The sequence below is a fragment of the Kribbella sp. NBC_01245 genome (genome assembly GCF_036226525.1).
Lineage (GTDB): Bacteria > Actinomycetota > Actinomycetes > Propionibacteriales > Kribbellaceae > Kribbella.
The window spans coordinates 4699101-4723889 of record NZ_CP108487.1; the positions used below are offsets into that span (position 1 = coordinate 4699101).

At 67.5% G+C, this 24789-nt stretch carries 25 protein-coding genes; 7 read left to right on the top strand and 18 right to left on the bottom strand.

Annotated elements, in window-relative coordinates; translation table 11 throughout:
* Positions 1-16: 16 nt before the first annotated feature.
* The 4 genes from OG394_RS21025 to thiC all read right to left on the bottom strand — a co-directional run bounded on the left by OG394_RS21025 (position 17) and on the right by thiC (position 3702).
* Complete coding sequence (locus tag OG394_RS21025; RefSeq protein WP_328988711.1) at positions 17-760, bottom strand: 2-phosphosulfolactate phosphatase; 744 nt, start codon at positions 758-760, stop codon at positions 17-19.
* Complete coding sequence (locus tag OG394_RS21030; protein WP_328988712.1) at positions 757-1326, bottom strand: hypothetical protein; 570 nt, start codon at positions 1324-1326, stop codon at positions 757-759. Before OG394_RS21030 ends, OG394_RS21025 begins: the two co-directional genes overlap by 4 nt.
* Entirely contained in the window at positions 1323-1952 is a 630-nt protein-coding gene (locus OG394_RS21035; protein ID WP_328988713.1) for a transposase, read from the bottom strand. Before OG394_RS21035 ends, OG394_RS21030 begins: the two co-directional genes overlap by 4 nt.
* 118 nt (positions 1953-2070) lie before the next feature.
* Complete coding sequence (gene thiC / locus OG394_RS21040) at positions 2071-3702, bottom strand: phosphomethylpyrimidine synthase ThiC (protein ID WP_328988714.1); 1632 nt, start codon at positions 3700-3702, stop codon at positions 2071-2073.
* 211 nt (positions 3703-3913) lie between these two features.
* Here thiC and OG394_RS21045 point away from each other — a divergent pair, with 211 nt between their 5' ends.
* Positions 3914-4660 carry a lysophospholipid acyltransferase family protein gene (locus OG394_RS21045; RefSeq protein WP_328988715.1) on the top strand — a complete coding sequence of 249 codons (747 nt, stop codon included), beginning with the start codon at positions 3914-3916 and terminating at the stop codon, positions 4658-4660.
* 9 nt (positions 4661-4669) lie between these two features.
* On the opposite strand, the gene OG394_RS21050 is transcribed toward OG394_RS21045, so the two are convergent.
* The 8 genes from OG394_RS21050 to OG394_RS21085 form a co-directional block, all read right to left on the bottom strand.
* Entirely contained in the window at positions 4670-5668 is a 999-nt protein-coding gene (locus OG394_RS21050; RefSeq protein ID WP_328988716.1) for an inorganic phosphate transporter, read from the bottom strand.
* A gap of 3 nt (positions 5669-5671) precedes the next feature.
* A complete protein-coding gene (locus OG394_RS21055) occupies positions 5672-6304 on the bottom strand; it encodes a DUF47 domain-containing protein (protein ID WP_328988717.1) in 633 nt (210 codons plus the stop codon).
* Positions 6305-6442: 138 nt separating this feature from the next.
* Positions 6443-6748 (bottom strand): DUF202 domain-containing protein, encoded by a 306-nt coding sequence (locus OG394_RS21060; protein ID WP_328988718.1) that lies wholly within the window; start codon positions 6746-6748, stop codon positions 6443-6445.
* Positions 6745-7095, bottom strand: a complete 351-nt coding sequence (locus OG394_RS21065) for a YidH family protein (protein WP_328988719.1) — start codon at positions 7093-7095, stop codon at positions 6745-6747. The genes OG394_RS21060 and OG394_RS21065 overlap by 4 nt, the downstream gene beginning before the upstream one ends.
* Positions 7073-8107, bottom strand: coding sequence for a glycoside hydrolase family 3 N-terminal domain-containing protein (locus OG394_RS21070; RefSeq protein WP_328988720.1), 1035 nt, complete (start codon positions 8105-8107; stop codon positions 7073-7075). Before OG394_RS21070 ends, OG394_RS21065 begins: the two co-directional genes overlap by 23 nt.
* A 248-nt stretch (positions 8108-8355) precedes the next feature.
* A complete protein-coding gene (locus tag OG394_RS21075; protein ID WP_328988721.1) occupies positions 8356-8835 on the bottom strand; it encodes a MarR family winged helix-turn-helix transcriptional regulator in 480 nt (159 codons plus the stop codon).
* Between the two features lie 52 nt (positions 8836-8887).
* A complete protein-coding gene (locus tag OG394_RS21080; protein ID WP_328988722.1) occupies positions 8888-9556 on the bottom strand; it encodes a potassium channel family protein in 669 nt (222 codons plus the stop codon).
* Between the two features lie 19 nt (positions 9557-9575).
* Positions 9576-10088 (bottom strand): acyl-CoA thioesterase, encoded by a 513-nt coding sequence (locus tag OG394_RS21085; protein WP_328988723.1) that lies wholly within the window; start codon positions 10086-10088, stop codon positions 9576-9578.
* A gap of 138 nt (positions 10089-10226) precedes the next feature.
* Here OG394_RS21085 and OG394_RS21090 point away from each other — a divergent pair, with 138 nt between their 5' ends.
* Both OG394_RS21090 and OG394_RS21095 read left to right on the top strand, forming a co-directional pair.
* Positions 10227-11108: a hypothetical protein gene (locus OG394_RS21090; RefSeq protein WP_328988724.1), complete on the top strand. Its 882-nt coding sequence runs from the start codon at positions 10227-10229 to the stop codon at positions 11106-11108.
* A gap of 312 nt (positions 11109-11420) precedes the next feature.
* Positions 11421-13178, top strand: a complete 1758-nt coding sequence (locus tag OG394_RS21095) for a DUF222 domain-containing protein (RefSeq protein ID WP_328988725.1) — start codon at positions 11421-11423, stop codon at positions 13176-13178.
* Positions 13179-13294: 116 nt separating this feature from the next.
* Here the strand turns inward: OG394_RS21095 and OG394_RS21100 are convergent, their stop codons facing one another.
* The 3 genes from OG394_RS21100 to OG394_RS21110 all read right to left on the bottom strand — a co-directional run bounded on the left by OG394_RS21100 (position 13295) and on the right by OG394_RS21110 (position 16442).
* Positions 13295-14002 carry a fasciclin domain-containing protein gene (locus OG394_RS21100; protein WP_328988726.1) on the bottom strand — a complete coding sequence of 236 codons (708 nt, stop codon included), beginning with the start codon at positions 14000-14002 and terminating at the stop codon, positions 13295-13297.
* 155 nt (positions 14003-14157) lie between these two features.
* Entirely contained in the window at positions 14158-15762 is a 1605-nt protein-coding gene (locus OG394_RS21105; protein WP_328988727.1) for a molybdopterin-dependent oxidoreductase, read from the bottom strand.
* Positions 15763-15821: 59 nt separating this feature from the next.
* Positions 15822-16442: a flavin reductase family protein gene (locus tag OG394_RS21110; protein WP_328988728.1), complete on the bottom strand. Its 621-nt coding sequence runs from the start codon at positions 16440-16442 to the stop codon at positions 15822-15824.
* A gap of 82 nt (positions 16443-16524) precedes the next feature.
* On the opposite strand from OG394_RS21110, the gene mgrA reads away from it, so the two are divergent.
* Both mgrA and OG394_RS21120 read left to right on the top strand, forming a co-directional pair.
* Positions 16525-17577 carry an L-glyceraldehyde 3-phosphate reductase gene (mgrA, locus tag OG394_RS21115; RefSeq protein WP_442914219.1) on the top strand — a complete coding sequence of 351 codons (1053 nt, stop codon included), beginning with the start codon at positions 16525-16527 and terminating at the stop codon, positions 17575-17577.
* Between the two features lie 124 nt (positions 17578-17701).
* The gene (locus tag OG394_RS21120; RefSeq protein ID WP_328988730.1) at positions 17702-18400 is read left to right on the top strand and encodes a hypothetical protein; all 699 of its coding nucleotides are present in this window, start codon (positions 17702-17704) and stop codon (positions 18398-18400) included.
* A gap of 78 nt (positions 18401-18478) precedes the next feature.
* Here the strand turns inward: OG394_RS21120 and OG394_RS21125 are convergent, their stop codons facing one another.
* Together OG394_RS21125 and OG394_RS21130 are read right to left on the bottom strand one after the other, a co-directional pair.
* Complete coding sequence (locus tag OG394_RS21125; protein WP_328988731.1) at positions 18479-19456, bottom strand: TAXI family TRAP transporter solute-binding subunit; 978 nt, start codon at positions 19454-19456, stop codon at positions 18479-18481.
* Positions 19453-21480, bottom strand: a complete 2028-nt coding sequence (locus tag OG394_RS21130) for a TRAP transporter permease (RefSeq protein WP_328988733.1) — start codon at positions 21478-21480, stop codon at positions 19453-19455. Before OG394_RS21130 ends, OG394_RS21125 begins: the two co-directional genes overlap by 4 nt.
* A gap of 123 nt (positions 21481-21603) precedes the next feature.
* On the opposite strand from OG394_RS21130, the gene OG394_RS21135 reads away from it, so the two are divergent.
* Entirely contained in the window at positions 21604-22269 is a 666-nt protein-coding gene (locus OG394_RS21135; protein ID WP_328988734.1) for a response regulator transcription factor, read from the top strand.
* 17 nt (positions 22270-22286) lie between these two features.
* Positions 22287-23684 carry a sensor histidine kinase gene (locus OG394_RS21140; RefSeq protein WP_328988735.1) on the top strand — a complete coding sequence of 466 codons (1398 nt, stop codon included), beginning with the start codon at positions 22287-22289 and terminating at the stop codon, positions 23682-23684.
* A gap of 6 nt (positions 23685-23690) precedes the next feature.
* On the opposite strand, the gene OG394_RS21145 is transcribed toward OG394_RS21140, so the two are convergent.
* Entirely contained in the window at positions 23691-24659 is a 969-nt protein-coding gene (locus OG394_RS21145; RefSeq protein ID WP_328988736.1) for a TAXI family TRAP transporter solute-binding subunit, read from the bottom strand.
* Between the last annotated feature and the right edge of the window lie 130 nt (positions 24660-24789).

The following is a 24789-nucleotide window of genomic DNA, read 5'->3' on the forward strand; positions in this document are numbered from 1 at the left end:
AGGCCCTGCCGGTTCGTCACGGCAGGGCCTTCGCCATGTCAACGAACCGCCCGTCACGCAGCACCGGCACCACCTGCGCCACGTCGTACTCCCCGGCGATCTCAACGTCCTGCTGGTAGCCCAGGGCAACCAACTCGCGTCCACCGGCACAGCCCAGCAGCCCCTCTCGTACATCTCCTAGCGCCTTGAACGCCCCAAGAGCCGCTCCCGCCTCCGGAGACAACTCCTGCGCGTCTAACGCCGCCAGGAAGGCTCCGGCGCCCCACAGATCCTCTACCCCCGGGCGCAACTCACCCCCGGGCCAACTCTCACCACCAGCTATGACCGTCACCACGCCTTCCTGCGCTCGCACCCACTTCGCGGCGGCCGACGCGTTCCGAAGCGATACGGCGACTACTGCGCACCCCAGCCCTGCGACGTACTGCGAGATGGTCGAACCATTAGGCGACGGCAGTACGACGCTGTCGATTCCCTGTGCGGCTTGAAGCGTCACGGGCGACAGGCTTATCTGCCCAGGCCTAGCGGCGGACCTACCAACTGCAAGTTCTGCCCGATGTTCAGCGGCGTATGCGACGGCAGACTCGTCACGCCAGCGATAAGGCAGTACGTCGATCCCACGTTCGACGGCAACAGTCGTCGCAGTCGTGAAGGACAAGACGTCAACCACGGCGACAACCGAAGAGCCGGGAGCGCACTCCTGGGCTCCGCGCAGCCCCCAGTCGAACCGGACGGCATACCCGTGCTGGGCGTAGACGCTCACGTCAGCAGCAGGGCGGCGCAACCGACGGCCCAGAGCACACTCGTGAAGGTGCCGATGATGAACCGCTCCGCGACCGCTCGTGCCGCACCCGGATCAGGCTTGTCGGGATCGATCTGGTCCGGATCGCTCAGCTCGGGATAGCGCGCCAATCCCTTGATGGCCAGCGTGATCGCGATGCCCTCGGGCCAGCCGGCCACCATCGACCCGAAGATCGCGCCTCGCTCGAGCGCACCAATCAGGGCGCCGCCACGGAGGATCTCCCCGGCCCGCTGGGTCGAGAGCGAGCGGGGATTGCCCCGGTCGACCAGTGCGAGCACGGACGTCGTCAACGGACCGCCACCGGCGACCGCGAGACCGCCCGCGACCAGGATCAAGGTCGCCCGGACCTGCTCATCCCAGCCGGAGGTATCCGTCGCGCGGAACAGCAGCAGAACACCGACAGCGGCCAACGCGACAACCATCACGGCGGTCAGCACGCCCTGCGCCTTGGAGCCGGATCGCGGCAACCAGGCGAACCCCGCCAGCACCAGGCTCACGCCGGTCACCACCAGCACCACAACGGTCATCGAGCCCTGCTCCCTCTGTCAGTTGATACGACCACGTCGGCGCCGCCGAGCAGTTCGGCCGCGAGCACGCGCCCGCGCACCTCTTCGGCTATCCCGGCCGCCTGCGATCGCTGCGTCACCGCCGACTGGCTGATGCCGAGCTTCGCGCCCACCTCGGTACGGGTCATGCCGTCCGCGAGCAGGTCGGACACCTCCCAGCCGCGCTGGCTCCGGCGGCGCAGCACCGAGGCGATCAACCAGAGCACGGTCTCGACCTGCTCCGCCTGATGCTCGTCGCTACCTTCGACATTCACGTGATACTGGCTCGACTTGGCGCGGGTGACGGCCTCCCGCGCATGCACGAACGCGGCCCCCTGCCCGGCCCGCGTACTCCGCGGCAACGGCTCCAGCACCGGCCCGGCACCAACTCCGATATTCCACCGGTCGGCCCGCAAAAGCTCCACCACGACGTCGATCGCGGCACCCGGATCCGAGAAGACGCCCTGCACCTCATCCCCCGCCGTACGCTCGAACCGCCGCATCAGCCCCACCCGCCGGGGTCTCGAGTTCAACCGGGTCAGCAATTCCGGCACCAGGTCGGCCGTCCGCCGGCTGTCCCGCTGATCCACCGTCAGCACGAATACCATTTTGCGGCCTCCCTTCAGCCGGTCGAATTAAGCCTACAACCTTACTCCGATCCATTAAAGGGTTCAGCCTTAAGTCAAGCCAAAGCCGGGCCTACCGCAGCAGGCCCGGCTCCAAGTATTACTGGACCACAGGCAGGTATACCTGGGATTTGTTGGCTACGAACGTGTCCGACATTTCCTGGAACCCGGCCTCGATGGCTTCGGTGGAGGTCAGGCCGCGCTCCTCGGCGTACTTGCGAATGTCCGCGGTGATCCGCATCGAGCAGAACTTCGGCCCACACATCGAGCAGAAGTGCGCCGTCTTCGCCGCTTCAACGGGCAAAGTCTCGTCGTGGTAGGACCGAGCCGTGTCCGGGTCCAGCGAGAGGTTGAACTGGTCCTCCCAGCGAAACTCGAACCGCGCTCGCGACAGCGCGTCGTCCCAGGCCTGCGCGTTCGGATGGCCCTTGGCCAGGTCGGCGGCGTGGGCGGCGATCTTGTACGTGATCACGCCGGTCTTCACGTCATCGCGATCCGGCAGCCCGAGGTGCTCCTTCGGCGTGACGTAGCAGAGCATCGCCGTACCGAGCCAGCCGATCTGGGCCGCGCCGATCGCGCTGGTGATGTGGTCGTACGCCGGCGCGATATCCGTTGCCAACGGCCCCAACGTGTAGAACGGCGCCTCGCCGCAGAGCTCTTCCTCGAGCCGGACGTTCTCGGCGATCTTGTGCATCGGGACATGCCCGGGCCCCTCGATCATCACCTGTACGTCGTGCTGCCAGGCGATCTGCGTCAACTCGCCTAGCGTGCGCAATTCGGCGAACTGGGCCGCGTCATTGGCATCCGCGATACAGCCCGGCCGAAGCCCGTCACCGAGCGAGAACGTCACGTCGTACTCGCGCAGGATCTCGCAGAGCTCGGCGAAATGCGTGTACAGGAAGGATTCCTGGTGATGCGCGAGGCACCACGCGGCCATGATCGAGCCACCGCGCGAGACGATACCGGTGATGCGCTGGGCGGTCAGCGGCACGTACCGGAGCAGCACGCCCGCGTGCACGGTCATGTAGTCGACGCCTTGTTCGCACTGCTCGATCACCGTCTCGCGGTAGACCTCCCAGTTCAGCGCGGCCGGATCGCCGTTCACCTTCTCCAGCGCCTGGTAGAGCGGAACCGTGCCGATCGGGACCGGCGAGTTGCGCATGATCCACTCGCGCGTCTCGTGGATGTTCTTGCCGGTGGAGAGGTCCATCACCGTGTCGGCGCCCCAGCGGGTGGCCCAGACCAGCTTCTCCACCTCCTCGGCGATCGACGAGGTGACGGCGGAGTTGCCGATGTTGGCGTTGACCTTCACCAGGAACTTCTTGCCGATGATCATCGGCTCGGACTCGGGATGGTTGTGGTTCACCGGGATGATCGCCCGGCCCCGGGCCACCTCTGCCCGGACGAACTCGGGATCGAAGCCTTCCCGGGCCGCGACGTACCGCATCTCCTCGGTGATGGTGCCGGCCCGGGCGTGCGCGAGCTGGGTGAGCCGTGGCCGGCCCTCGACCCACTCGCGCCGCAAGGGCGGCAAACCCTTCTGTACGTCGATCTCGGCCGCCACGTCGGTGTACGGCCCCGAGGTGTCGTACACGTCGAAGTGTTCACCGTTGGTCAGGTTGACCCGCCTCGACGGCACCCGGAGTCCGTCGTACTCGGTGTAGATCTTGCTGGAACCCGAGATCGGCCCGGTGGTGACGGACGGCTGGACAGGCTGCTGAACTGATTTCACGATTCGTGCTCCCTACGCCGGAATTACCCGGACAGGTTCGGCGGTCGGCGGCGCCGGTTTGATCCAGCCGCCCTCTCAGCCCACTACGGTGCGAGCTCCCGCGTTATCAACTTGTCGTGGTCGACTGTATCCCGGACGGCCCGGCCATGCCGCGACGCGCGTCACGCGACCGGCAGGTGTGGCGCAGACGCGCGGCAGGTAGCGTCAGGTCATGCGCGACATCGTGTACCCACCGGTCGTCCTGGCGGCCAAGACGGCGTTCAAACTGATGAACGTGACGTTCCGGCTGACCGGGACCGAGCACATTCCCCGCTCGGGCGGTGCCGTCGTGGCGGTGAACCACATCAGCTACGCCGATTTCGCTTTCGGCGGGTTCGGCGCCCAGCCGAGCAAGCGGCTGATCCGGTTCATGGCCAAGGAGGCGATTTTCCGCAACCGCATCGCCGGTCCACTGATGCGCGGAATGCACCACATTCCGGTCGATCGCGGCGCGGGCTCGGCGTCCTACCGCGAGGCGCTGCGCTTCCTCGGCGAGGGCGAGCTGGTCGGCGTGTTTCCCGAAGCCACGATCAGCCGCTCGTTCGAGCTGAAGGAATTCAAGTCGGGCGCGGTCCGGATGGCCGCTGCCGCCGGCGTGCCGGTGATCCCGATGGTGCTCTGGGGCACCCACCGGATGATGACCAAGGACCACCCGCGCGACTTCTCCCGCGGCAAGACCGTCGCCATCACGGTCGGCGAGCCGATCACGGTCACCCGCAAGGACGACGCGACCGAGGCCACGGCCCAGCTCCGCAAGACGATGGCGGGTCTGCTCGACCAGACCATCCGGGCCTACCCGGCCGAGGAGCAGCCGCCGGGCTCTTGGTGGCTGCCCGCGTCGTACGGCGGTAGCGCCCCGACGCCGGAGCAGGCGGAGATCCTCGACCAGGAGGAGCTCCGCCGTCGTGCCAAGAAGTGACTACTCCTTCTACTCCAGGAACAAGTGCGCGATGAAGTAGGTGAGCGCGGCAACCGCACCGGCGGCCGGGATGGTCAGGACCCAGGCGGTGACGATGCCCCGGGCAACGCCCCAGCGCACGGCCGAGAGGCGCTTGGTGGCGCCCGCGCCCATGATCGACGTGGTGATGGTGTGCGTGGTGGAGACCGGCGCGTGCAACGCGATCGCCATCACGTACAGCACGGTGGCCGCGGTGGCCTCCGAGGCGAATCCGCGCGGCGGGTCGAGGTGGATGATGCGACGGCCGAGCGTGCGCATGATCCGCCAGCCGCCCGAGTAGGTGCCCAGCGAGATCGCGGTCGCGGCCGAGAGCACGACCCACAGCGGGATCGGGTCCTCGGATCTCACATGGCCGGCGGTCAGCAAGGCCAGGAAGATGACGCCCATGGTCTTCTGCGCGTCCTGCAGACCGTGCCCGAAGGCCATCGCGGCCGCCGAGACGCCCTGCGCGATCCGGAACCCGCGGGTGACCCGGCCCGGGTTCTTACGCCGGAAGAACCACAGGATCCCGGTCATCAGCAGGAAGGCGCCGACAAAACCGACCAGCGGCGACACCACCATCGGGATGACGACCTTGTCCAGGATGCCCTTCCACAGCACGGTGCTGGAGGAGGCGATACCCGCGCCGGTCAGACCGCCGATCAGCGCGTGGGACGACGAGGACGGCAGGCCGTAGTACCAGGTGATCAGGTTCCAGACGATGGCACCGATCAGCGCCGACAACACGATCACCAGGCCGTGCGTGCCGGAGGGGGCGGTGATGATGCCCTTGCCGACCGTGGCGGCGACCCCGGTACCGACGATGCCGCCGGCGAAGTTCGCCACGGCGGCCATGATCAGCGCGACCCGCGGTGTCAGCGCGCGGGTCGACACCGAGGTGGCGATCGCGTTGGCCGCGTCGTGGAAGCCGTTCGTGTAGTCGAACGCCAGGGCGATCGCGATGACCGCCACGACGAGTGCGAGCTCCACCCGTCAGCTCTCCTTGACGGCGATCTGCTCGACCGTGTTCGCGACGTGCTCGAACGCGTCGATAGCCGCCTCGAACAGGTCGACCACGGATTTGACCTTCATCACGGTCAGCGCGTCGAACTCGCCACTGAACAGCTTCGCGATGATCCGGCGGTGCACCGCGTCACCGGTGTTCTCCAGCCGGTTGATCTCGATCCAGTACTCCGCGAGGTCCTTCATCGTGCGCAGCCGCGGCATCGTCTCCGCGGTCAGCGACGCGGCCCGCTGCAGCACCTCGATCTGCTCGGCGACCTCGGCCGGCAGACTCTCGAGACCGAAGAGGTGGATCGAGTCGACCGCCTCTTCCATGTAGTCCATGACATCGTCGAGGTCCGAGGCGAGGCGGTAGATGTCCTCGCGGTCGAACGGGGTGACGAAGGTCGAGTTCACCCGCTTGATGATCGCGTGGGTGGTCTCATCCGCCGCATGTTCGGCGGCCTTCATCTGTTTGGCGATCTCGCCGCTGGCGTCAAGGCCGGAGCCTGCGCTGGTGTTCAGCAACTCGGCGAGGATCCGGGAGCCATCAACGAGATGGTTCGCGGATTCGGCGAAGAGATCGTAGAACGTCGGGTCGTTCGGACGCAGACGTAACGGCACTTCAAACTCCGGGTGAACGAGGGACAAGCCGTGAACATGCTAGGGGCAACGGACCGCTGACGATGCATCTGCCCGGACAAATTACCCCGAGCTGATGAATTCCCCGCCTGAGACCGGTCCAAGCGTGACAACGTCGTCTCAGCGTGTTACTACCGCGTAGAGGTCGAAAAGGCCCACGGTGAGCACAATTCCGGCCGCCAGGCGGAGCACGCGTTCCGAACCGAGGTTCGGAATCTGCCTCCCGTGGCTCAGGCTCCGGTAGACCGCGCTGACCGCCGCCCAGCAGCACAGGGCGAGGATCGCCACCACGATTCCGAGCCCCAGGCGCACCGACGACGTGCCGATGCCGGAGGCAATCAGCAGTACGGCGTTCGCCACGAGGCCGAGGGCTGTTCGCCGCCAGGCGAGCAGCGTCCGCTCGGGCTGCAGGCCCGGGTCTCTCATCTGAGGATGCTGAAGATCAGGCCGGCCAGACCGACCAGCCCGATCGTCACCGCGAACATCAGCGGCAACCGGCTGGCCGGGAGCGGCGCCCCGGACCGCATGGCGACCGTGTTCTTCCGCCAGCGCTGCCAGGCGCCGAGCGTGGCGACCATGCCGGTCAGGACCAGCACCACGCCGATCACCTTGGCCAGCGTCCGCTCGCCGTCCACGTCGAGGAACTGGACCGCCGACAGGCCGCCCGCGTAACAGGCCAGCGCCGTCCGCAGGTAGGCCAGATACGTCCGCTCGTTGGCCAGCGTGAAGCGGTAGTCGGGCTCGTTCAGGTCATCCACAGTCGACCAACTCACGGCGTTCCTTCAGCGCGAGGACCCGCTGAACGCTCTCGGTCAGCCGCTTGGCGAACGCCGGATCGTCCCCCGCCTTCGCGACCAACGCGTCCACCATCGGCCGGACCAAACCCGCGTCGGCCGTGATCACGATGTCGCCGCCCGCCGCGACGAACCGGGTGGCGCGCTGCCCGACAGGCACCGCTTTCACCTCGGCGGCAACGCCCAGATCGTCCGAGATCACCACTCCGCCGTACCCGAGATCGCCGCGTAGCAGCTCGCGGATCACGATCGGCGAGAACACCGCCCGCTGGTCGGGATCGATCCGCTCGTACGTCGCGGTCGCGATCATCACCATGTCCGTCCCGGCCGCGATCCCCGCCGCGAATGGCGCCAGCAGCGGATCGTCTCGCCTGGTCACCCGGTCGACCACGCCAGCCGAGAAGTCCGTGTTGCCCCGCACCCGGCCAAGACCTGGGAAGTGCTTGACCGACGTCATCACGCCAGCTTGGTTCATTCCACGGACGAATGCCGCAACGGGTCCACTGGTGGCGTTCGCCGTACTGCCGAAGTTGCGGTCGAGGGCGCCGATCGGCTCGTTCCGGTCACCGATCGAGTCCGGTACGACGTCCGCGACGGGTGCCAGGTCGACGTTCACCCCGACGCCGGCCAGCTCCCGGCCCCAGGCGGCGGCCTTCGCGGTCAACCGCTCGCTGGTCCAGCCGCCTTGCTCTCGCGCCGAGGGGATGCGCTCGAAGCCGCTGCCCTTGAGCCGTTGCACCTTGCCGCCCTCCTGGTCGGCCGCCACCAAAGGCTGCACGCCGTACGCCTGGCCGACCGCGGTTGTGGCGGTGTCGACGACGCGTCTGACCTCGCGGACGCTGCCGCCCGCGCCCATCAGGAGTACGCCGCCGGGCTGCTGGGCACGGAGGACTGCCTTCTCGGACGAGCGGACGCCGGTGGCGCGGACTCCGGACATGACCAGCTGGGCCGCTTGGTCGCGTAGAGGCATGGCCGCGATGACCTTGCTCACGCAGGCGGACGGGCTGCCCGGCGCGCTCGTCGTACTGCTTGCTGTCGGGCTCGTCGGGCCTGTCGGGCTTGTCGGACTGCTTGCGCCTGTCGGGCTGCTTGGGCTGGTGCTGGCGCTTGGTTGGCTCGGGCTTGCGGTGGTGCCCGGGGATGAGCTGGCGCCGGGGTCATCCGCGCATCCGGTGGCGACCAGGGCAAGCAGGAGAACCGGTACGACCGGCCGACGGCGCCACGCGGAGAAATTCACCACTACTGCCAGCGGGCCATGTCGTAGGTGCCACCGGCCTCGCCGGCCAGAGTGGCGCAGACATCGTGCAACTGGGTGACCTGCTCCGGCGACAGTACGTCGAAGATCAACTGGCGGACGGTCTCGACGTGGCCCGGCGCAGCCTCACGCAACACCTCGCGGCCCTTGTCGGTCAGCACCGCCTCCTGGCCGCGGCGATCGCTCTCGACGTCCTGACGGCAGACCCAGCCGTTCTTCTCCAGCCTGTCGACCGCATGGGACAACCGGCTGCGTGAACCGAGTGTGGACACCGCCAGCTCGCTCATCCGCAACCGGCCGTCCGGCGCCTCCGAAAGGCGCACGAGGATCTCGAAGTAGGTATGCGGCATACCGGAGTCGCGCTGGAGCTGCTGCTCGATCTTGCTGTTGATCACCCGCTGCGCCGCGATGAAGGCACGCCAGGCCCGTTGCTCGTTCTCATCCAGCCACCGCGGTTCCGCCATCCTCGAAGCCTAACGACTTCTCGACAGGTTGTTGATTCCCGGCCCGTCGGGTCTACCCCTTGGCCCGTCTGGCGAGGGTGAGGCCGACCAGACGCGAGACGACCATGGCGACATATCCCAAGCCTGCAAGCTGTTCCAGCATCACCACGGACCGGCCGTACGGTGTGACCGGCACAACATCGCTCAGCCCCGTACTGGACAACGTGGTGAAGCTGAGGAACAACAACTCCATCCAGGTCCGGTCGGCCGTCGGGTTGACCGCCGCGATGAAGCTGCCGGGATCAAGCGCCTGCACGAAGACATAGAGGTACGCCCAGCCCCAGGCGAGCAGGGTGAAAGTAGCGCCAGTGGCGAACAGCTCGTCCGTACTGACTTCGTGGTCCGACAGCATGTACCGCAAGAGGCTGTACGCCGCGTAGAAGTAGAAGATCGCGTGCAGCATCGCCGACCAGGGCACGAGTGCGGTGTTCGGCTGGGCGGCGTCGATCAGCGACAGCACCACCGCCGGCAGACCGAGGCAGACGCTGACCCAGGTCAGACCAGGCGACTTCCGCACCGAGAACACCGCGAGCGCCAGCACGATGATGCCGAGAATCTCGAAAGCCACCCGCCCGGCACCACTGCCGCTGCTCTCCATCGCGGGATAGACCAGCACGCCGAGCAACTGCACCACCAGCAGTACCGCCGACGGATGCCTGCGAGCCCGCGCGATCAACTCCATGGCAGCGGACCCTACAGACCTAGCGGCCCTCCTGGGCGCGGGAGGCGATGATGGCGGCGCGGCGGGCGAGTCGGTGCTCACGCCGGATCTCGGCCTCGCGATTACGTCTGCGATCGGTCTCGGTCTCGGGCAGTACCGGCGGCACCGGCCGCGGCTTGCCCTCGGAGTCGACCGCGACGAACACGAGATAGGCCGTCGCGACATGCACCTGCGGCGTCACCGAATCCCACCGGTCGGCCGTGATCCGGACGCCGATCTCCATCGAGCTCGAGCCGGTCCAGTTCACCTGGGCGCTGAAATGCACCACGTCGCCAACCCGGACCGGCACCAGGAATGTCATCTCGTCCATTGACACCGTCACCGCGGGACCTTCCGAATGCCGCGCGGCGACGACCCCCGCGACCGAGTCGACCAACGTCATGATCACGCCGCCGTGCACGGTCCCGACCAGGTTGGTCTCGTTCTGGGCGGTGATGTGCGACAACGACAACCGAGCCGCCGACGTAGGCCGCGCAGCCAGGACCTCACCCATCAACAACCTCCAAGACTCGTGCTGACACCGCCTCGCACCCTACGGCCCTGCCCTGGAGCCGGTTGTCCACAGGGGTTGAAGTCGTCCGGAAACGCGGGCCCTTCGCTCGTACCTTCCCTGGCAAGAAGGAGGTGGACCATGTTCCTCAAGGGACCTACGCTCGATCCGGTGCTCGCTCCGCTGTCCATGGCGGAGGCGGAGCGGCTGGTGCGACTTGCCGAGGCGGCGGCGACCGCGCGTGGGCTTCGCGTGCGGTACGACGGTGCCGGCGCGCTGCTCACGTCGGACGGCGCCGTGGCGGGGCTGACCAACCTGGCCCGGGCGGTGTGCGGCCAGCCGGCACCACACTGGCGGGAGATCGTCGACGAGCACTTCGACCGAATAGTCCGCTGGGTCATGCATCCCCCGTCACCACCGGCCGATCCAGAGCACGAGGTGTACCTGCGTCTCGTCACCGCGCAGAACATTCCGCCCGACTGGTGCGCCCAGTTGCCGGAGTTCCTGCCCGGCGTGCACACCGTGGCCGCGACCCGTGCCGACGGTGCCATCGCGCTCCACCTCGAACCGGAACACCTCGGCCTCACCCAAGCCGAGGCCACAATCGCCGGCCTGGCCAATCTCCGCGGCCTGACCGACGAGGTGGACTACGTGATGTTCGACGGCGCCGTCGTCGCACAGCTCAGCGGTTCACCTTTCGCCGCCTCGCGAGCGCTCGTCCTCGACACCGTGCTGCGCGAGTCCCTGCAAGCCGAGAACCCGTCGTACGGCGTGCTCGCCTCCATCCCCGCCCGCGATCGCCTACTCCTGCACGTCATCCGCGACGAATCCCTGGTCGCAGCGCTGTCCCTGATGACCTGCCTCACCACCAAGGCCTTCGCGTGCGACCCCGGCCCGATCAGCCCGCACATCTACCACGTCCACTCCGGCGATTGGGAGCGCCTGACCGACACCGACGGCCACACCCTCCGCCCCGACCTAAGCCCCCACGTCCTCAACACCATCCAACCTCTCCTGGAATAGCCCGCAGTGATCCCCACAAGCCGGGAGTGGCCCTTTGGCGGAAGCGCCCCTCCCACCGGGTGGCCGGCCTCCCCCCAACGCCGGCCACCCGGCTTTACGCCCGCCCTTCGGTGACCACTGCGCCTGCCCGTCCGCGAGTTGCCATTGTGCTGCCAGCTCAAAGGGGCTGGTACCGACATTTGGTGGCGCCCGTCGGGACCTCCGACGGCAATCGGCCCATGCCAGACAGGCACACCTATCCTCTCCCAAAGTCTGGCGATTTCCCTTGTGGATAAGGAGAATCGCAGTTCTTGACGCTGTATAATCGCTAGTATGTTCGATAACGGTGTTGATGAGCTCGACGTGGACCAGACCCTGGACCGCGCCGCCGCCTCGCGCGCCCGCATCGCGGCCGACGAAGCCGAGTCGCTGCTGCTCGCCCTGCACTACACCGACCTCAACGCCACCGTCGAACCCCCACCCGGCGGCGAGATCGTGCCGGGAGTGGAACGGCTGCGCGTGTATGGCGGTGAGGGCTGCCCGCCGATCGCCGAATTCTGTGCCCAGGAATTCGGCTGGCGGCTCGGCATGTCCCACGGCGCCGCGGCCGCCTACCTCGGCGAAGCCCTCGCGCTGCGCCACCGGTTCCCGAAAATCCTCGCCCAGGTCCTGGCCGGCAACGCCGAAGCCTGGCGGGCCCGCTCGATCGCCCGCACCTGCCTCTCCCTGAGTTTGGCGGCGGCCGGCATCGTGGACGCCAAGATCCACGCCATCATCAACACCGTCACCCCGTCACGGCTGAAGGTGTTCGTGAAGGCGGCCAAAATGCAGGCCGACCCCGCCAAGGCCCAAGCCGACGCCGACCTCTACGCCCGCCAACGCGGCGTGTGGCTGGGCCAATCCAACGACCACGGCACGAAATCCGTCATCGCCCGCACCGCAACCGGTGACGCCATCCGTTTCGATGCCGCCGTCGACGAACTCGCCGAGATCATGGCCCAGGAGGGCGAGCCCGGCTCCCACCAGCAACTCCGCGCCAAGGCCGTCGGACTGCTAGCCGACCCCGCCGTCGCCCTAGACCTGCGCGAACACGGCCGCCGCAAAGCCCGCAAGAACGCCGCCCAGACCACTGAGGGCTTCGCAGAACACTGCACCAGCGGCAGCGGCAGCGACAGCGACCACGAATACAGCGACGGCGAGCACGGCAACGGCCAGGGCGGCAACAGCGAGTACGAGTGCGGCCAGGGTGACATCGGCGGCGACAGTGCGCGCACTGCCGATACACGCGGCCCGCAGCAGGCGCCCGGCGGCCACACCGCCGATGGCGGCAGCGGCAGCGGCAGCGGCAGCGGCAGCCACGAATACAGCGACGGCGACGGCGACGGCGACGTGCCGGTTGACCGGTTGGTTGCCGGCTTCAAGGCCCGTAACCGCAGCCGCGGTCTCGGGCGGGCACCGCACACCTTCTACGTACACATCAGCCAGGAATCACTCGCCAGCGGTCAAGGGATCGTACGGGTCGAAGGCATCGGCCCGATGCTGGTCTCAGACCTGAAAGAACTCATCGCCGGTGACGCCGTCACCCTCAAGCCAGTGATCGATCTGCGTGAACAGCTCAGTGCTGGTTCCTACGAAATTCCGCAGCGGATCAGGGAATGGGTGAAACTGCGCTACCCAACCCCGATGGAGCCCTGGTCCACCGGCGAAACCACCTTCTCCACCGACCTCGACCACGTCGTGCCCTACGACAAGAACGGCCCACCAGGCCAAACGAGCACCCGGAACCTGCTTCCGGTGACACGCACACCCCACCGGGCCAAAACCCACGGTGGCCTGCGTAATGCCCTCCTGCCCGACGGCAGCGTCGAATGGACCACCCCACGCGGCGCCCGCTACCTGGTGGTCGACCACACCGGCACCCACTACCTCGGCCAAGTCAACCTCACCACCGGCGAACTCACCCCACCACCACGGCAGAAGAGAGGGAAATCAGCTGGCAAGACCAAACGGAAGACAGGCAAGAGAATCGGCAAAGACCAGCCGAGCCGAATCGATTTCACCACAAAGGAGACGCCAAAAGACTGCAACTGATAGATGAAGGGACAGCAAAGCCGGGGCATCGCTGGGCGTGCCGGTCGGGCGGCATCCCCGTGGAATGCCGCCCGATGGGGTGGTACAGGCCGCCGCCCTGGGCTCCGGTGGCACCGTCAGGCTGGGGGCATGAGGACGGTGTCGATCAGGTAGACGGTTGCGTTGGCGGTCTTAACGCCGCCGCAGATGACCTTGGACTTGCCGATGGTGAGGGCGTCGGTGGTGCCGGTGACGGTGAGTTCGCCGCCTTGGACGGTCTTGTGTTTGCCGGCGATGGCGTCGGGGGCGATCTGGCCGGGGAGCACGTGGTAGGTCAGGATCTTGGTCAGCGTTTTGTCGTCGGTCTTGAGGCCGTTGACGGTCGCCGGCGGGATCTTGGCGAACGCGGTGTCGACTGGGGCGAAGACGGTGAAGTCGCCGCCGTTGAGGGTGTCGACCAGGTTGACCTTCGGGTTCAGCTTGCCGGAGACGGCGGCGACCAGCGTCTTCAGCAGCGGGTTGTTGCTGGCGGCAACGGCTACCGGGTCCTGGGCCATGCCTTCGACCGAGCCCTTGCCTGCCGGTACGGCCTTGGCGTAGGCGGCGCAACCCGGTCCGACCAGATCCGCCATCGGGTCGGCCGTGGTCGGCTCCGAGGAGGGGGCCGACGAAGGTGCGGAGGACGGTGCCGAGGTGGGAGCGGTCGAGCCGCTGCCTGCGTTGCCGGCGTTGTCCTCACTGCCACACGCGACGGTGGCGAAGAGCAGGGCTACTGCCGAGGCGGCGATACCGGCGCGGCGGATGGTGGCCTGGCGGATGGTGGCGCGGTGGATGGTGTTCGACATGACGGTCGTTCTCCTTAGGTTGAGGTCGTACAGGTGGGAGGTGCGCTTGCGGCGGATCGTGGGGGCGCGCGGTCGTGGGGCGCGGCGTGGGGCGCGGCGTGGGGCGCGGTCGTGGGCGCGGGCGTGGGCGCGGTGGTGGGCGCGGTGGTGGGTGGTCATTCGGCGGTCACCACGACGTTGTGTTGGCCGGTTGAGCCGTTGGGGCGGGGGCGGGCGCGGTCGGCGGTTTGGAGTTGGCCGTCGCCGTCGGTGGCGCGGACGGTGAGTTTGTGGTTGCCCGGGGTGGCGTTCCACTGGAAGGTCCATTGGCGCCAGGTGTCGATGGAGGCCTCGGCGGCGAGGTTCGCGGGCTGCCAGTCGCCGTCGTCGACCTGAACCTCGACCTTGGTGATGCCGCGACGTTGGGACCACGCCACCCCGGCGGCGACCGCGGCACCGGCCTTGATGGTCGCGAAAGCCTTGGGTACGTCGATTCGGGAGGAGGTCTTGATGGGTGCTTCGACGGCCCAGTCGCGTTCGGTCCAGTAGGCGGTGAAGTCGGCGAAACGGGTGACCTCGAAGTCGACGATCCACTTGGTCGCCGAGACGTATCCGTACAGACCAGGCACGACCATCCGGACCGGGAAGCCGTGGTCGAAGGGCAACGGCTCGCCGTTCATGGCAAGGGCGAACAGCGCATCCCGGCCGTCCCGTAAGGCCGCGAGCGGAGTGCCGATGGTCAGGCCGTCCACACTGGTCGACTTGACCGCGTCGGCGCCGGGGCGTACGCCTGCCTCCTTGAGGATCTCCTCGATCGGTACGCCGATCCAGCGCGCGTTTCCGACGTACGGGCCGCCGACCTCGTTCGAAACGCACGTCAGGGTGATGTCGCGTTCGACCAGCGGGCGGCCGAGCAGGTCGGCGAACGACAGCCGCAGTTCGCGATCGACCATGCCGTGAACGCGGAGTTCCCAGTCGCGCGGGTCGACCTTCGGCACGGTCAGCAAGGTGTCGACGCGATAGAAGGCCTTGTTCGGCGTGACGAAGCGGCTCACCCCGTCGACGTCGACCGAAACCCCTGCTGGCAAAGGCGGTGCGGCACTGGCTGGCCGGGGAATCCGGATGCCGGCTCGTACCGACTCGTCCGTACCACCCGGCACCAACCGAGAGACCCCGAATCCACCAACACCGGCCACACCAAGCGCCATCGCCGTCGCGAGAAACCCACGTCGATCGAAACCTTCCGGAGCAGCCGCATCAGCGACGACCGGCGCGGATTGCTTGCCTCGAGCAAAGAGTTGCCGATGGCCGAGCGCTCGCAGCACGAGGAGGATGCCGATCGACGCGACCACCAGGGTGACGAAACCCGGCAGCAGGCGAGTGACGAGATTGCCCGCGAGGCTTCGCCCGGTTGCCGCCGCGAGGATCGCCGCGAGGCCCAGGGCAACGGTCATAGTGAAGGCCAATCGGGGGCGTCGTACGCCGAGATAGCCTGCCAGTAAGGCGAAACCCGCGACGGCGAGGAGCACCCCGCCGATCAGGATGGGCTTGTCCGCTGTACCGAGGTTCTTGACCGCCCAGTCCTTCGCAGGGCCGGGCGCCCGGTCGATCAACTGCGTGCCGACGCCGACGACGGGTGAGGTGCCACCCGCCAGCGCAGCGCTCAGTTCACCGAGGCCAAGACCAGCTCCGGCGGCGAGCAGACCACCCAGACCACCCAGAGCACCCAGCCGACGGGAGCGGTCTGGCGTGGTCGTGTGGTGTGCTTTCGCCCTGGTCATGCGGGTGCTTCGGAGCACCTCCACGACCGGATGGGCCGGATCGCGAGAAAAGAATTTCCTTAGCTGTCAGGCGAAAAGTGCCCGGGCCAGTCGGCGTACCGAATGCGGGCGATCGTCTTGACCTCGCCGATCGTGCTCCACTCGTCCTTGCCGAGGCGGGCGAGAGGACGCAACAGACCGATGGACGGGTGGTCGCCGTCCAGGACGGCCGGGTCGATCGCGAGGTGGCGTACCCGGCCGATCACCACGGTCGAGTCGCCCAGTTCCAAAGTGGTGTGCAAGCCGCATTCGATCGCGACCGGCGACTCGGCCACCCGGGGTACGGCGACGGTCAGGCCGGGTTCCGGCGTCAGCCCCACGGCGGCGAACTCGTCCACCGTCGGCGGGAAGTTGGTCCCGGTCGCGTTCACCCGCTCGAACAACGGCTCGGCCGCGAAGTTCACCACGAACTCGCCGGTCGCCTCGACGTTGTTCAGGCTGTCCTTGCGCCCGACCGAGGTGAACTGGACCATCGGCGGATTCACGCACGCCACCGTGAAGAAGGAGTGCGGAGCCAGGTTCGCCACCCCGTCAGCCGAAACCGTCGACACCCAGGCGATCGGTCGCGGCACCACGATGGAGTTCAGCAACGCGTAGAAGGCCCGAGGGGCGACCTGGTCGGGGGAATAGTCGATACGCACCCGCCCAGGCTTTCACGCCGACCGAGCGCCCGGCCGACCAACTGCTTACATGCTGAACCGGTTGAGCAATCAGGCACCGGAGATGGCAGACTCAGCGGACGTGACTGATTACGTAGCCGCTTCCGATCGGTATGACGACCAGATGACCTACCGCCGGACGGGCCGCAGCGGCCTGCAGTTGCCGGCCATCTCGCTGGGGCTCTGGCACAACTTCGGTGACGACAAGCCGAACGAGGTGCAGCGGGACATCCTGCGCCGGGCGTTCGACCTCGGTGTCACGCACTTCGACCTCGCGAACAACTACGGCCCGCCGTACGGATCGGCCGAGACCAACTTCGGCACGCACTTCGCCCGCGACTTCCGGCCGTATCGCGACGAGCTGATCATCTCGACCAAGGCCGGGTACGACATGTGGCCCGGGCCGTACGGGCAGGGCGGCGGCTCCCGCAAGTACCTGCTGGCCTCGCTCGACCAGTCGCTGGGCCGGATGGGCCTGGACTACGTCGACATCTTCTACTCGCACCGGTTCGACCCGGACACCCCGCTCGAGGAGACGATGGGTGCGCTCGACGCCGCCGTACGGTCCGGGAAGGCCTTGTACGCCGGCATCTCGTCGTACAGCGCTGAGCGGACGGCAGAGGCGGCCGCGATTCTCAAGGAACTCGGTACGCCGTTGCTGATCCACCAGCCGTCGTACTCGATGCTGAACCGGTGGATCGAGGAGGACCTGCTCGACACCGTCGGTGAGCTCGGGGTCGGCGTCATCGCGTTCTCGCCGCTGGCGCAGGGGCTGCTGACGAACCGCTACCTGAACGGCGTACCGGAGGACTCGCGCGCGGCGCAGGGCAAGTCGCTCAGCACCGAGATGCTGACCGAAGAGACGCTCAAACATGTCCGCGCGCTGAACGAGATCGCCAAGCAGCGCGGCCAGTCCGTCGCCCAGCTGGCCCTCGCCTGGACGCTGCGCGACGACCGGGTCACCAGCGCGCTGATCGGCGCGTCGAGTGTGGCCCAGCTCGAGGACAACCTCGCCACGGTCAAGAACCTGGGTTTCTCGGCCGAAGAGCTGGCCGCCATCGACGCCGACGCGGTCGAAGCCGGCGTCAACCTCTGGAAGAAGAGCTCAGACGCCTAGTGTCCCGTTAACGGGACACTAGCGGTTACAAAGAGTGATTACGGACGGTACCGGGGCAGTTGCGCTGGTACCGTCCGCGGCGCACTCTGGAGGTGTACCAAAAGCCCCCAGGAGGTGACCGGAGATGTCGGTCTCCACGCTCGAGAAAGCCCTCAGTTACGAACACCTGATGATCCGCGAGCTGGCCATGCCGGCCCACCGGTCGAACGCCGGCGCCCCCGACCGGCGGCACGAGACCGACTGGTTCTACGCGATCACCGCCCAGCACCTAGCCGCCGCGGAGGACGTCCTGCTCCCCCGGATCCGCGACCTCGATGACGGCAAATCCAAGGTGACGGCGTACGTCGAGAACGCCCGGCTGCTGGAGAAGAACCTACGCCGGCTGAAAGGCCGGATCTACGGCGATGGCCGCGCGCAGCACTTCCGGAAGACGGAGCTGTGGCAGCGGATCGACGAGCTGATGGACGACCACGAACGGATCGAGACCGAGTACGGCGCGATGCTGTCGGCCGAACTCGACGGCCCGGACATCAGCGACCTCACCGAGCGGCTGCTCACCGCCGAGGAACACGCACCTACCCGGGCCCACCCGGTCTCACCGCACACCGGCCTGGCCGGGCGAATGGCCCATCGGGCCTGGCGGCTGGCCGACCGGACCTGGGATGCCGCCGAGGGGCGGGTCGTGCCGACGCACTACCACCGCCACCCCAAGCACGATTCGGCGTGGTCGGTCTACCTCCGCGGCGACATGATGCCGGGCGCCGAGGAAGCAGCCGAGAAAGAAGCAGCCGACCAAGCAGAAACGGAACCACGTCAAAGCTGAATCGCCCAGAACGGCGAACACCCTCCCCCGCTGCGCCTGGTGTTGCGGGGGAGGGTGGCTCTGTGGGCCGAAAGGAACTCAGCCGAGTGCGTCGATCGCCTTCTGCGCGCCCGGGTGCATCGTGACCGGGGTGACCTTGGTGGCGTCCTCGAGCTTGATGCCCTTGGCAGCGGCATTGACCTGAACGAGGGCGTCCTTGTTCTCGTAGAGCAGCTTGGTCAGCTTCTCCGCCAGATCAGCGGGCATGTCCTTGCGAACCAGCAGCACGTTCGGTACGACGATCGTAGACACGTCGGCCGGCTGCTTGTAGGTCGCAGCCGGGATGTCGCCCGCGGCGTAGACATCGCCGTACGTCTTCTGCATGGCAGGCAGTACGTCGGCCAGCGAGATCAGCTTGACGTCCTTGCCCAGGCTGGTGGTGAGGTCGGTGATACCGCTGGTCGGCAGACCGCCGGACCACACCAGCGCGTCGATCGTGCCGCTCTTCATCGCGTCGACCGACTCGGGCAGACCGAGCCGCTGGGCGGTGATGTCGCGGGCCGGGTTGAGACCGGCGGCCTCCAGCAGGCGCCGGGCGATCACCTCGGTACCGGAGTCGGGCGAACCGGTCGAGACCCGCTTGCCCTTCAGGTCGGCGATCGTGTTGATCCCGGACGAGGCCCGCACCGCGACCTGGGTGTAGTTGGAGTACAGCCGGGTCAGCGCGACGACCTCCTGCTTGACCGGGAACTTGCCCTTGCCATTGACGGCGTCGGCAGCGGTGTCGCCGAGCGAGAAGGCGATGTCGAAGTTGCCCGCGGCCAGGCCCTGGATGTTCTGCACCGAGGCGCCGGTCTCACTGGCCGTGGCGCGGTAGCCCTCGAGCTTCGACGAGATCAGCGAGGCGTACGCGCCACCCAGCTGGTAGTAGACGCCGGTGGTGTTACCGGTCGCGATGGTGAGACGGCCACCGGCGGGGTCGTCCCCGGTGTTCGCCTCACGTTGGCCACCGCAGGCGGCCAAGGTGATGGCCGTGGCGATCGCGACCACCGCAGTGGAGAGGCGACGGATTCTCATGTCGGGACAGATCCTTCCGTTGTACTCCGCAGGCGCTGTCGCCGGCCGAGGTTGATGACCAACGCGACCAGTAGCAGGCCTAGCCCGATACCGATGGTGGTTGGCGCAAGGTACAGGAGCAAGAGGGCAGCCGGTGCGCAGATGACCCGCTCGAGCCAACCGGTCCGGACCACGATCCAGCCACCGGTCACGATCGCCAGCGCAGCCACCGCGAGCGCCGAGACCAGCAGTGTCCAGACCATACCGAGCAGATCGCCCTGACCGAGCAGACTCGCGCCGTTATCGGTCAAGACGAACGCGAACGGCACCAGGAATGCGGGCAGCGTGTACTTCCACGCTTGCCACATTGTCGCCATCGCGCGGCCGCCGGTGATCGCGGCCGTCGCCACCGCGGCCAGGGCGGTCGGCGGTGACACCTCCGAGAGTACGGCGTAGTAGAAGATGAACATGTACGCCTCGGGCTGCGTCACGCCGAGCTGCATCAGCGCCGGCGCGATGATGACCGCCGCGATGATGAACGACGCCGTCACCGGCACGGCCAATCCCAGCAGCAGGACGGCGAACGCCGACAGCACCACGGTCAGGATCAGCACCACGGTCGCGTTCTCCGACACCGCGGCGGCGGCCGAGACGATGATCTCCGCCAGGTTGAGGCCGAGACCGGTCTGGGTGGTGACCGCGACGATGATGCCCGCCACCGCACAGGTCGCCGCGACCGGCAGCACCGAGCGGGTGCCCTGAGCCAAGGCGGTGAACAGCCGGTCCGGCATCAGCCGGTGCTCCTTGTCCAGGAACGACAGCGCGATCTGGATCAGCGTCGCGTAGACCACGGCCTTGAACGGCGGCACGTTCACCGCCATGAAGCCGATGATCACGAACAACGAGATGAAGTGGTAGCTGAACCGCAGCAGCAGCTTGCCGGCCGACTGGGTCGACGGCTCCCCCGCCCCGGTGCCATGCCGGCGGGCGTCGATCTCGATCGCGAGCAGGATGCCGAGGTAGTAGAGGATCGTCGGGATGACCGCGAAACCCAGCACGGTCAGATAGCTCGTCTGCAGGTACTCGGCGATGATGAACGCCGCCGCGCCCAGGGTGGGTGGCGACAGGATCGCGCCGATGCCGGCCGCCGCGAGCATTCCGCCCGCCGGTTCCGCCGGATAGCCCGCCTTCCGCAGGATCGGCCAGGAGACCGTGCCGAGGGACACCGCGGTCGCCGTACCCGATCCGGACACAGTGCCGAGCAGGAAGCCGGCCAACGTGACAGTACGGCCAGGAGCGGTGCGACTGCGTTTGAAAGCCGCGAATGACAAGTCGATGAAAAACTTTCCCGCACCGGATGCGTCGAGCACCGCGCCGTAGATCGTGAACAGCACGATGTAACTCGCTGCAACCGCCAGAGGTGTTCCGTAGAACCCGGAAGTGCCCATGAAGAGCTGCGCCACGATCGACGAGAAGTCGAATCCTTGGTGGGCCAGAGACCACGTGTACGGCAGGAAGCCGCCGTAGTAGGAGTACCCGATGAAGGCCAGGCTGACGATCGGAAGAACCCAACCCGTCGTACGTCGGCAGGCCTCCAGCGTCAGCAGCAACAGCAGGGCCCCGGCGATGATGTCGAGCGTGTTCGGGGCCTGCCGACGCTCCAGGAAACCGTCGAAATCGAGGATCGGATAGAGGGCCGCCGCGAACGACACAACCGCCAGAACCCAGTCGAACACGCCTGGATTGTCGTCCACACGGGGGCGATTCCGGAACGGGTTCATCACCGCGGGGACTTTCCAGCCGCGGTAGCAGAGCAGGGTGATCGGCAGGACGGCGGCGAGGAAGAGGACAAGGTAGTACTGCGTGCCGGTAGGGATCGGGAAGAACACCTGAAGCAGCACGCCAACACTTACGGCGGCACACCAGACAGACACCGCCAGGTCCAGGACCCGGTGCAGATTTCGCGCCGGACGTTCCTGCTCGAACCCGGCGATGTCGGCCTCGGACAGCGTTTTACCGCCACCACCTCCGATACCGACAGTCATCGTTCCGCTCCCTCCTGTGCCCGAAGGCTAGGTGTGCCCGACTCAGGGCATGGAGATTACAGATCGGCTCTTAACCAAGATCTGACACACACGTCTTACCGGCGGTGCCCTACGATCACCCCCATGAGCGGCGCCGTGAGGATCTTGCTGGTCGAGGATGATCTCGACATCGCGAATGCGCTCATCCCTGCGTTGAGACGATATGGCCTGGTGGTCACGCACGTGCGGACCGCCGCCGAAGCACTGGCCGCCGACCCTGGCGATCTGGTGCTACTCGATCTCGGGCTGCCCGACGGAGACGGCATCAACGTGTGCCGCCAGATCCGGACCGTCTCCGACGTTCCGGTCATCGCCGTCACGGCCAGGGGTGAGGCAGCTGACCGGGTCCGGGGATTGCGCAGTGGTGCCGACGACTACGTCGTGAAGCCCTTCGCGATCTCCGAACTGCTGGCCCGGATCGACGCGGTACTACGCCGGACCGGCTTGTTGCAGCCGCGTCCGCGGGTCACGGTCGGCGACCTGACCGTGGATATCGAGGCCCGGACGGTCGAGGTGGCGAGTAAGCCGATCACCCTGACCCGGAAGGAATTCGACGTGCTCGCGGTGCTCGCCTCCCACCACGGCCGGGTGGTGCCGCGCGAACAGGTCGCGCTGTACGCCTGGCAGTCGGTGTTCGAGGCCTCGTCGCGGACGATGGACGTGCACGTGGCGAGCCTGCGGGCGAAACTCGGCCGGCCGGAACTCGTCCAGACCATCCGGGGTGTCGGCTACCGCCTGGGCGCGGATTGAGGACCGAGGACTGATCCGTGCGCCGCCGCCTGCTGCAGTCCCTGGTTCCGTTGGTCATCCTGCTGGCCATCGCCGCCTCCCTTCCGTTGGCCAATTACGTGGCATCGGGCGCGTCCCGCACGCTCTTCGTCTCCCGCAGCAACGACGCGGACTGGTTCGCCGACGTGGCCGAATCGCCCTTGCAGTCGGGCGATATCGCGACCCTTCGGCAGCTCGCCGTGCGCTATCACAAGCTCTACAACACCCCGGTCTTCATCGTCGACGTCGATATGCGGGTGATCGCCACCTCGCGTTCCGGTATCAACGTGAAGGAGCCCAAACTCAAGACCGAGCTCGACCGCACCCTGGCCGGCCGGCTGAACGAGGAACCACCCGCGCTCTGGCCCTGGCGGACCGGCGACATGCTCGTCTCCCGTCCGGTGGTGAACAACGGGCGCGTGCTCGGTGCCGCCGTGCTGGTGGTCCCGACCGACGAGGGCCGCGCCGACGTACAGCGCTGGCTGCTGGTCGTGCTCGGCGGTCTGCTGCTCAGCCTCGGCCTCGTCGTGCTGGGTGTGGTCCGGCCGGTCAGCCGCTGGGTGCTGCGCCCGCTCCAGGACCTCGACAACGCGACTCACCAGGTGGCCCGTGGCGCGCTCGACATCCGGGTCCGTACGGACGGCCGCGCGCCCGAGCTGCGGCGCCTGGGCGACAGCTTCAACTCGATGGCGTTGAGCCTGAACCAGTCCCGCCAGCGCGAGCGTGAGTTCGTGGCCGACGCGTCCCATCAGCTCCGTACGCCGCTGACCTCGGCGCGGATCCACATCGAAGGCCTGTCCCGGCTGTCGCCGACCGCGCGGTTCGCCCTCGCGGATATCGACCGGCTCGGCCGGATCGTGCAGCGGCTGTCCCGGCTGGCCGGTTCGGATCGCCCGGTCGACGAGAGCGACGCCGAGGGCATGGACCTGGCCGAGGCCGTCGGCGAGCGGCTGGTCGGCTGGTCCGCGGTGTACGCCGCCGACGACCTCGAGCTGATCGTCGGCAAGATGCAGCCGGGCCGGGTCGCGTCCGAGCTCGAGATCGACGACATCCTCGACGTACTGCTCGACAACGCCGCCAAGTACGGCCAGCCGCCGGTCGAGGTCTCGGTGCTGCGCGATTCCGACGAAGTGGTGCTCCAGGTCCGCGACCACGGTCTCGGCCTCAGCTCGAACGACCTGAAGAAGATCGGCGAGCGGTTCTGGCGCAGCACCCACCACCGTGAGATGCCCGGTACGGGTCTGGGCCTGGCCATCGTCCGGGCGGAAGCGACCCGGGTCGGCGGTCGCGTGGTGGCCACGCCAGGCGCCGGTGGTGGCCTGGTGATCGAGATCCGGCTGCCCGCGCTGGATCCGGCGCCGATGCTGATGCCGTTGGAGGCCCAGCACCGCCGCTGATCCGCTTTAGGTGTGGTTGGCCCGGTACCAGCGCTCGGCGGCGGGGTGCAGCGGGACCGGCATGGTGGCGATGGCGGAGCGCGGGTCCAGCGAGCCGGCCTCGACGTGGAACTTGGTCAGGTCGGCCTGGCGGCGGAACAACGTGTTGACGGTCCACCAGGCCCAGGGGTCGGGCAGGCCGAACCGGCAGAGCAGGTAGTTCGGCACGGACAGGGTGTTGACCGAGCTCGACGTGCCGTAGACCGATGGCGGAATCTGGGTCAGCACGTAGTTGCCGATTCGCCGGCTGGCCACCTTCGTGGCCTGCGGGCCGATGTCGATCAGCTTGAAACCCAGTTGGCTCTGCAAGTCGGTGATCGGATCGGTCGGCAGACCGCCGCTCCAGATCAGCGCGTCGATCTTATCCGTCCGCAGCGCGACCGTCGCAGCCTTCAGATCGAGGTGGGACGGGATGTACTCGGTCGACTTGATGCCCGACATGCTCAGCAGCCGTGTCGCGACCACCAAGGTGCCCGAGTTCAGGGAGCCGATGTTGACCCGCTTGCCGACCAGCTGGGGCAGGCTCTCGATCTCCGACTTGAGTGGCACGATCACGTGCACGTAGTTGTCGTGCGTGCGCGCGAGGGCCCGCATCGGGATCACCCCGGTCTTGAGGAAACCCGCCCTGCCCTCGTAGGCGTCGGCGGCCGAATCGGCCAGGCTGAAGGCGAGATCGGCACCGCCGTTCTGCCCGAGCAGTTTGAGGTTCTCGACCGACCCGTCCGTCCGGATGGTGGACAGCTCCGTGCCCGTCACCTCGGATACGAGCTTGGCCAGACCCTTCCCGTACTTGTCGTAGACGCCATCGGCATTGCCGGTGGCGAGCTTGGCTGCGAACGAGGGGGCTGGTTCGTCGGAGCGGCCACGGGAGCACCCGGGCGTCACGACGGCCGCGGCGCCGGCGACGGCGGCACCGAGGAACGATCGGCGATCCATGGGGCGAGGGTAGTCGGCATTCGCCCCGGCCGCCTCCCCGCGAGAAGAATCCGTGCCGTCTAGACGGGCCCCACCTCGGTGTGACAGCGTTGTCATCGACGAACATAGGTAGGACCATTCCCCGGAGGAC

Excerpts from the sequence above, each read along its gene's own strand:
- OG394_RS21080 (WP_328988722.1), bottom strand. The coding sequence starts at position 9,556 with ATGGAGTTGATCGCGCGGGCTCGCAGGCATCCGTCGGCGGTACTGCTG.
- OG394_RS21135 (WP_328988734.1), top strand. The coding sequence starts at position 21,604 with ATGAGCGGCGCCGTGAGGATCTTGCTGGTCGAGGATGATCTCGACATC.
- OG394_RS21105 (WP_328988727.1), bottom strand. The coding sequence starts at position 15,762 with ATGACCAGGGCGAAAGCACACCACACGACCACGCCAGACCGCTCCCGT.
- OG394_RS21085 (WP_328988723.1), bottom strand. The coding sequence starts at position 10,088 with ATGGGTGAGGTCCTGGCTGCGCGGCCTACGTCGGCGGCTCGGTTGTCG.
- OG394_RS21045 (WP_328988715.1), top strand. The coding sequence starts at position 3,914 with ATGCGCGACATCGTGTACCCACCGGTCGTCCTGGCGGCCAAGACGGCG.
- OG394_RS21125 (WP_328988731.1), bottom strand. The coding sequence starts at position 19,456 with ATGAGAATCCGTCGCCTCTCCACTGCGGTGGTCGCGATCGCCACGGCC.
- OG394_RS21130 (WP_328988733.1), bottom strand. The coding sequence starts at position 21,480 with ATGACTGTCGGTATCGGAGGTGGTGGCGGTAAAACGCTGTCCGAGGCC.
- OG394_RS21145 (WP_328988736.1), bottom strand. The coding sequence starts at position 24,659 with ATGGATCGCCGATCGTTCCTCGGTGCCGCCGTCGCCGGCGCCGCGGCC.
- OG394_RS21100 (WP_328988726.1), bottom strand. The coding sequence starts at position 14,002 with ATGTCGAACACCATCCACCGCGCCACCATCCGCCAGGCCACCATCCGC.
- OG394_RS21120 (WP_328988730.1), top strand. The coding sequence starts at position 17,702 with ATGTCGGTCTCCACGCTCGAGAAAGCCCTCAGTTACGAACACCTGATG.
- mgrA (WP_442914219.1), top strand. The coding sequence starts at position 16,525 with ATGGCAGACTCAGCGGACGTGACTGATTACGTAGCCGCTTCCGATCGG.
- OG394_RS21090 (WP_328988724.1), top strand. The coding sequence starts at position 10,227 with ATGTTCCTCAAGGGACCTACGCTCGATCCGGTGCTCGCTCCGCTGTCC.
- OG394_RS21095 (WP_328988725.1), top strand. The coding sequence starts at position 11,421 with ATGTTCGATAACGGTGTTGATGAGCTCGACGTGGACCAGACCCTGGAC.
- OG394_RS21060 (WP_328988718.1), bottom strand. The coding sequence starts at position 6,748 with ATGAGAGACCCGGGCCTGCAGCCCGAGCGGACGCTGCTCGCCTGGCGG.
- OG394_RS21030 (WP_328988712.1), bottom strand. The coding sequence starts at position 1,326 with ATGACCGTTGTGGTGCTGGTGGTGACCGGCGTGAGCCTGGTGCTGGCG.
- OG394_RS21035 (WP_328988713.1), bottom strand. The coding sequence starts at position 1,952 with ATGGTATTCGTGCTGACGGTGGATCAGCGGGACAGCCGGCGGACGGCC.
- OG394_RS21075 (WP_328988721.1), bottom strand. The coding sequence starts at position 8,835 with ATGGCGGAACCGCGGTGGCTGGATGAGAACGAGCAACGGGCCTGGCGT.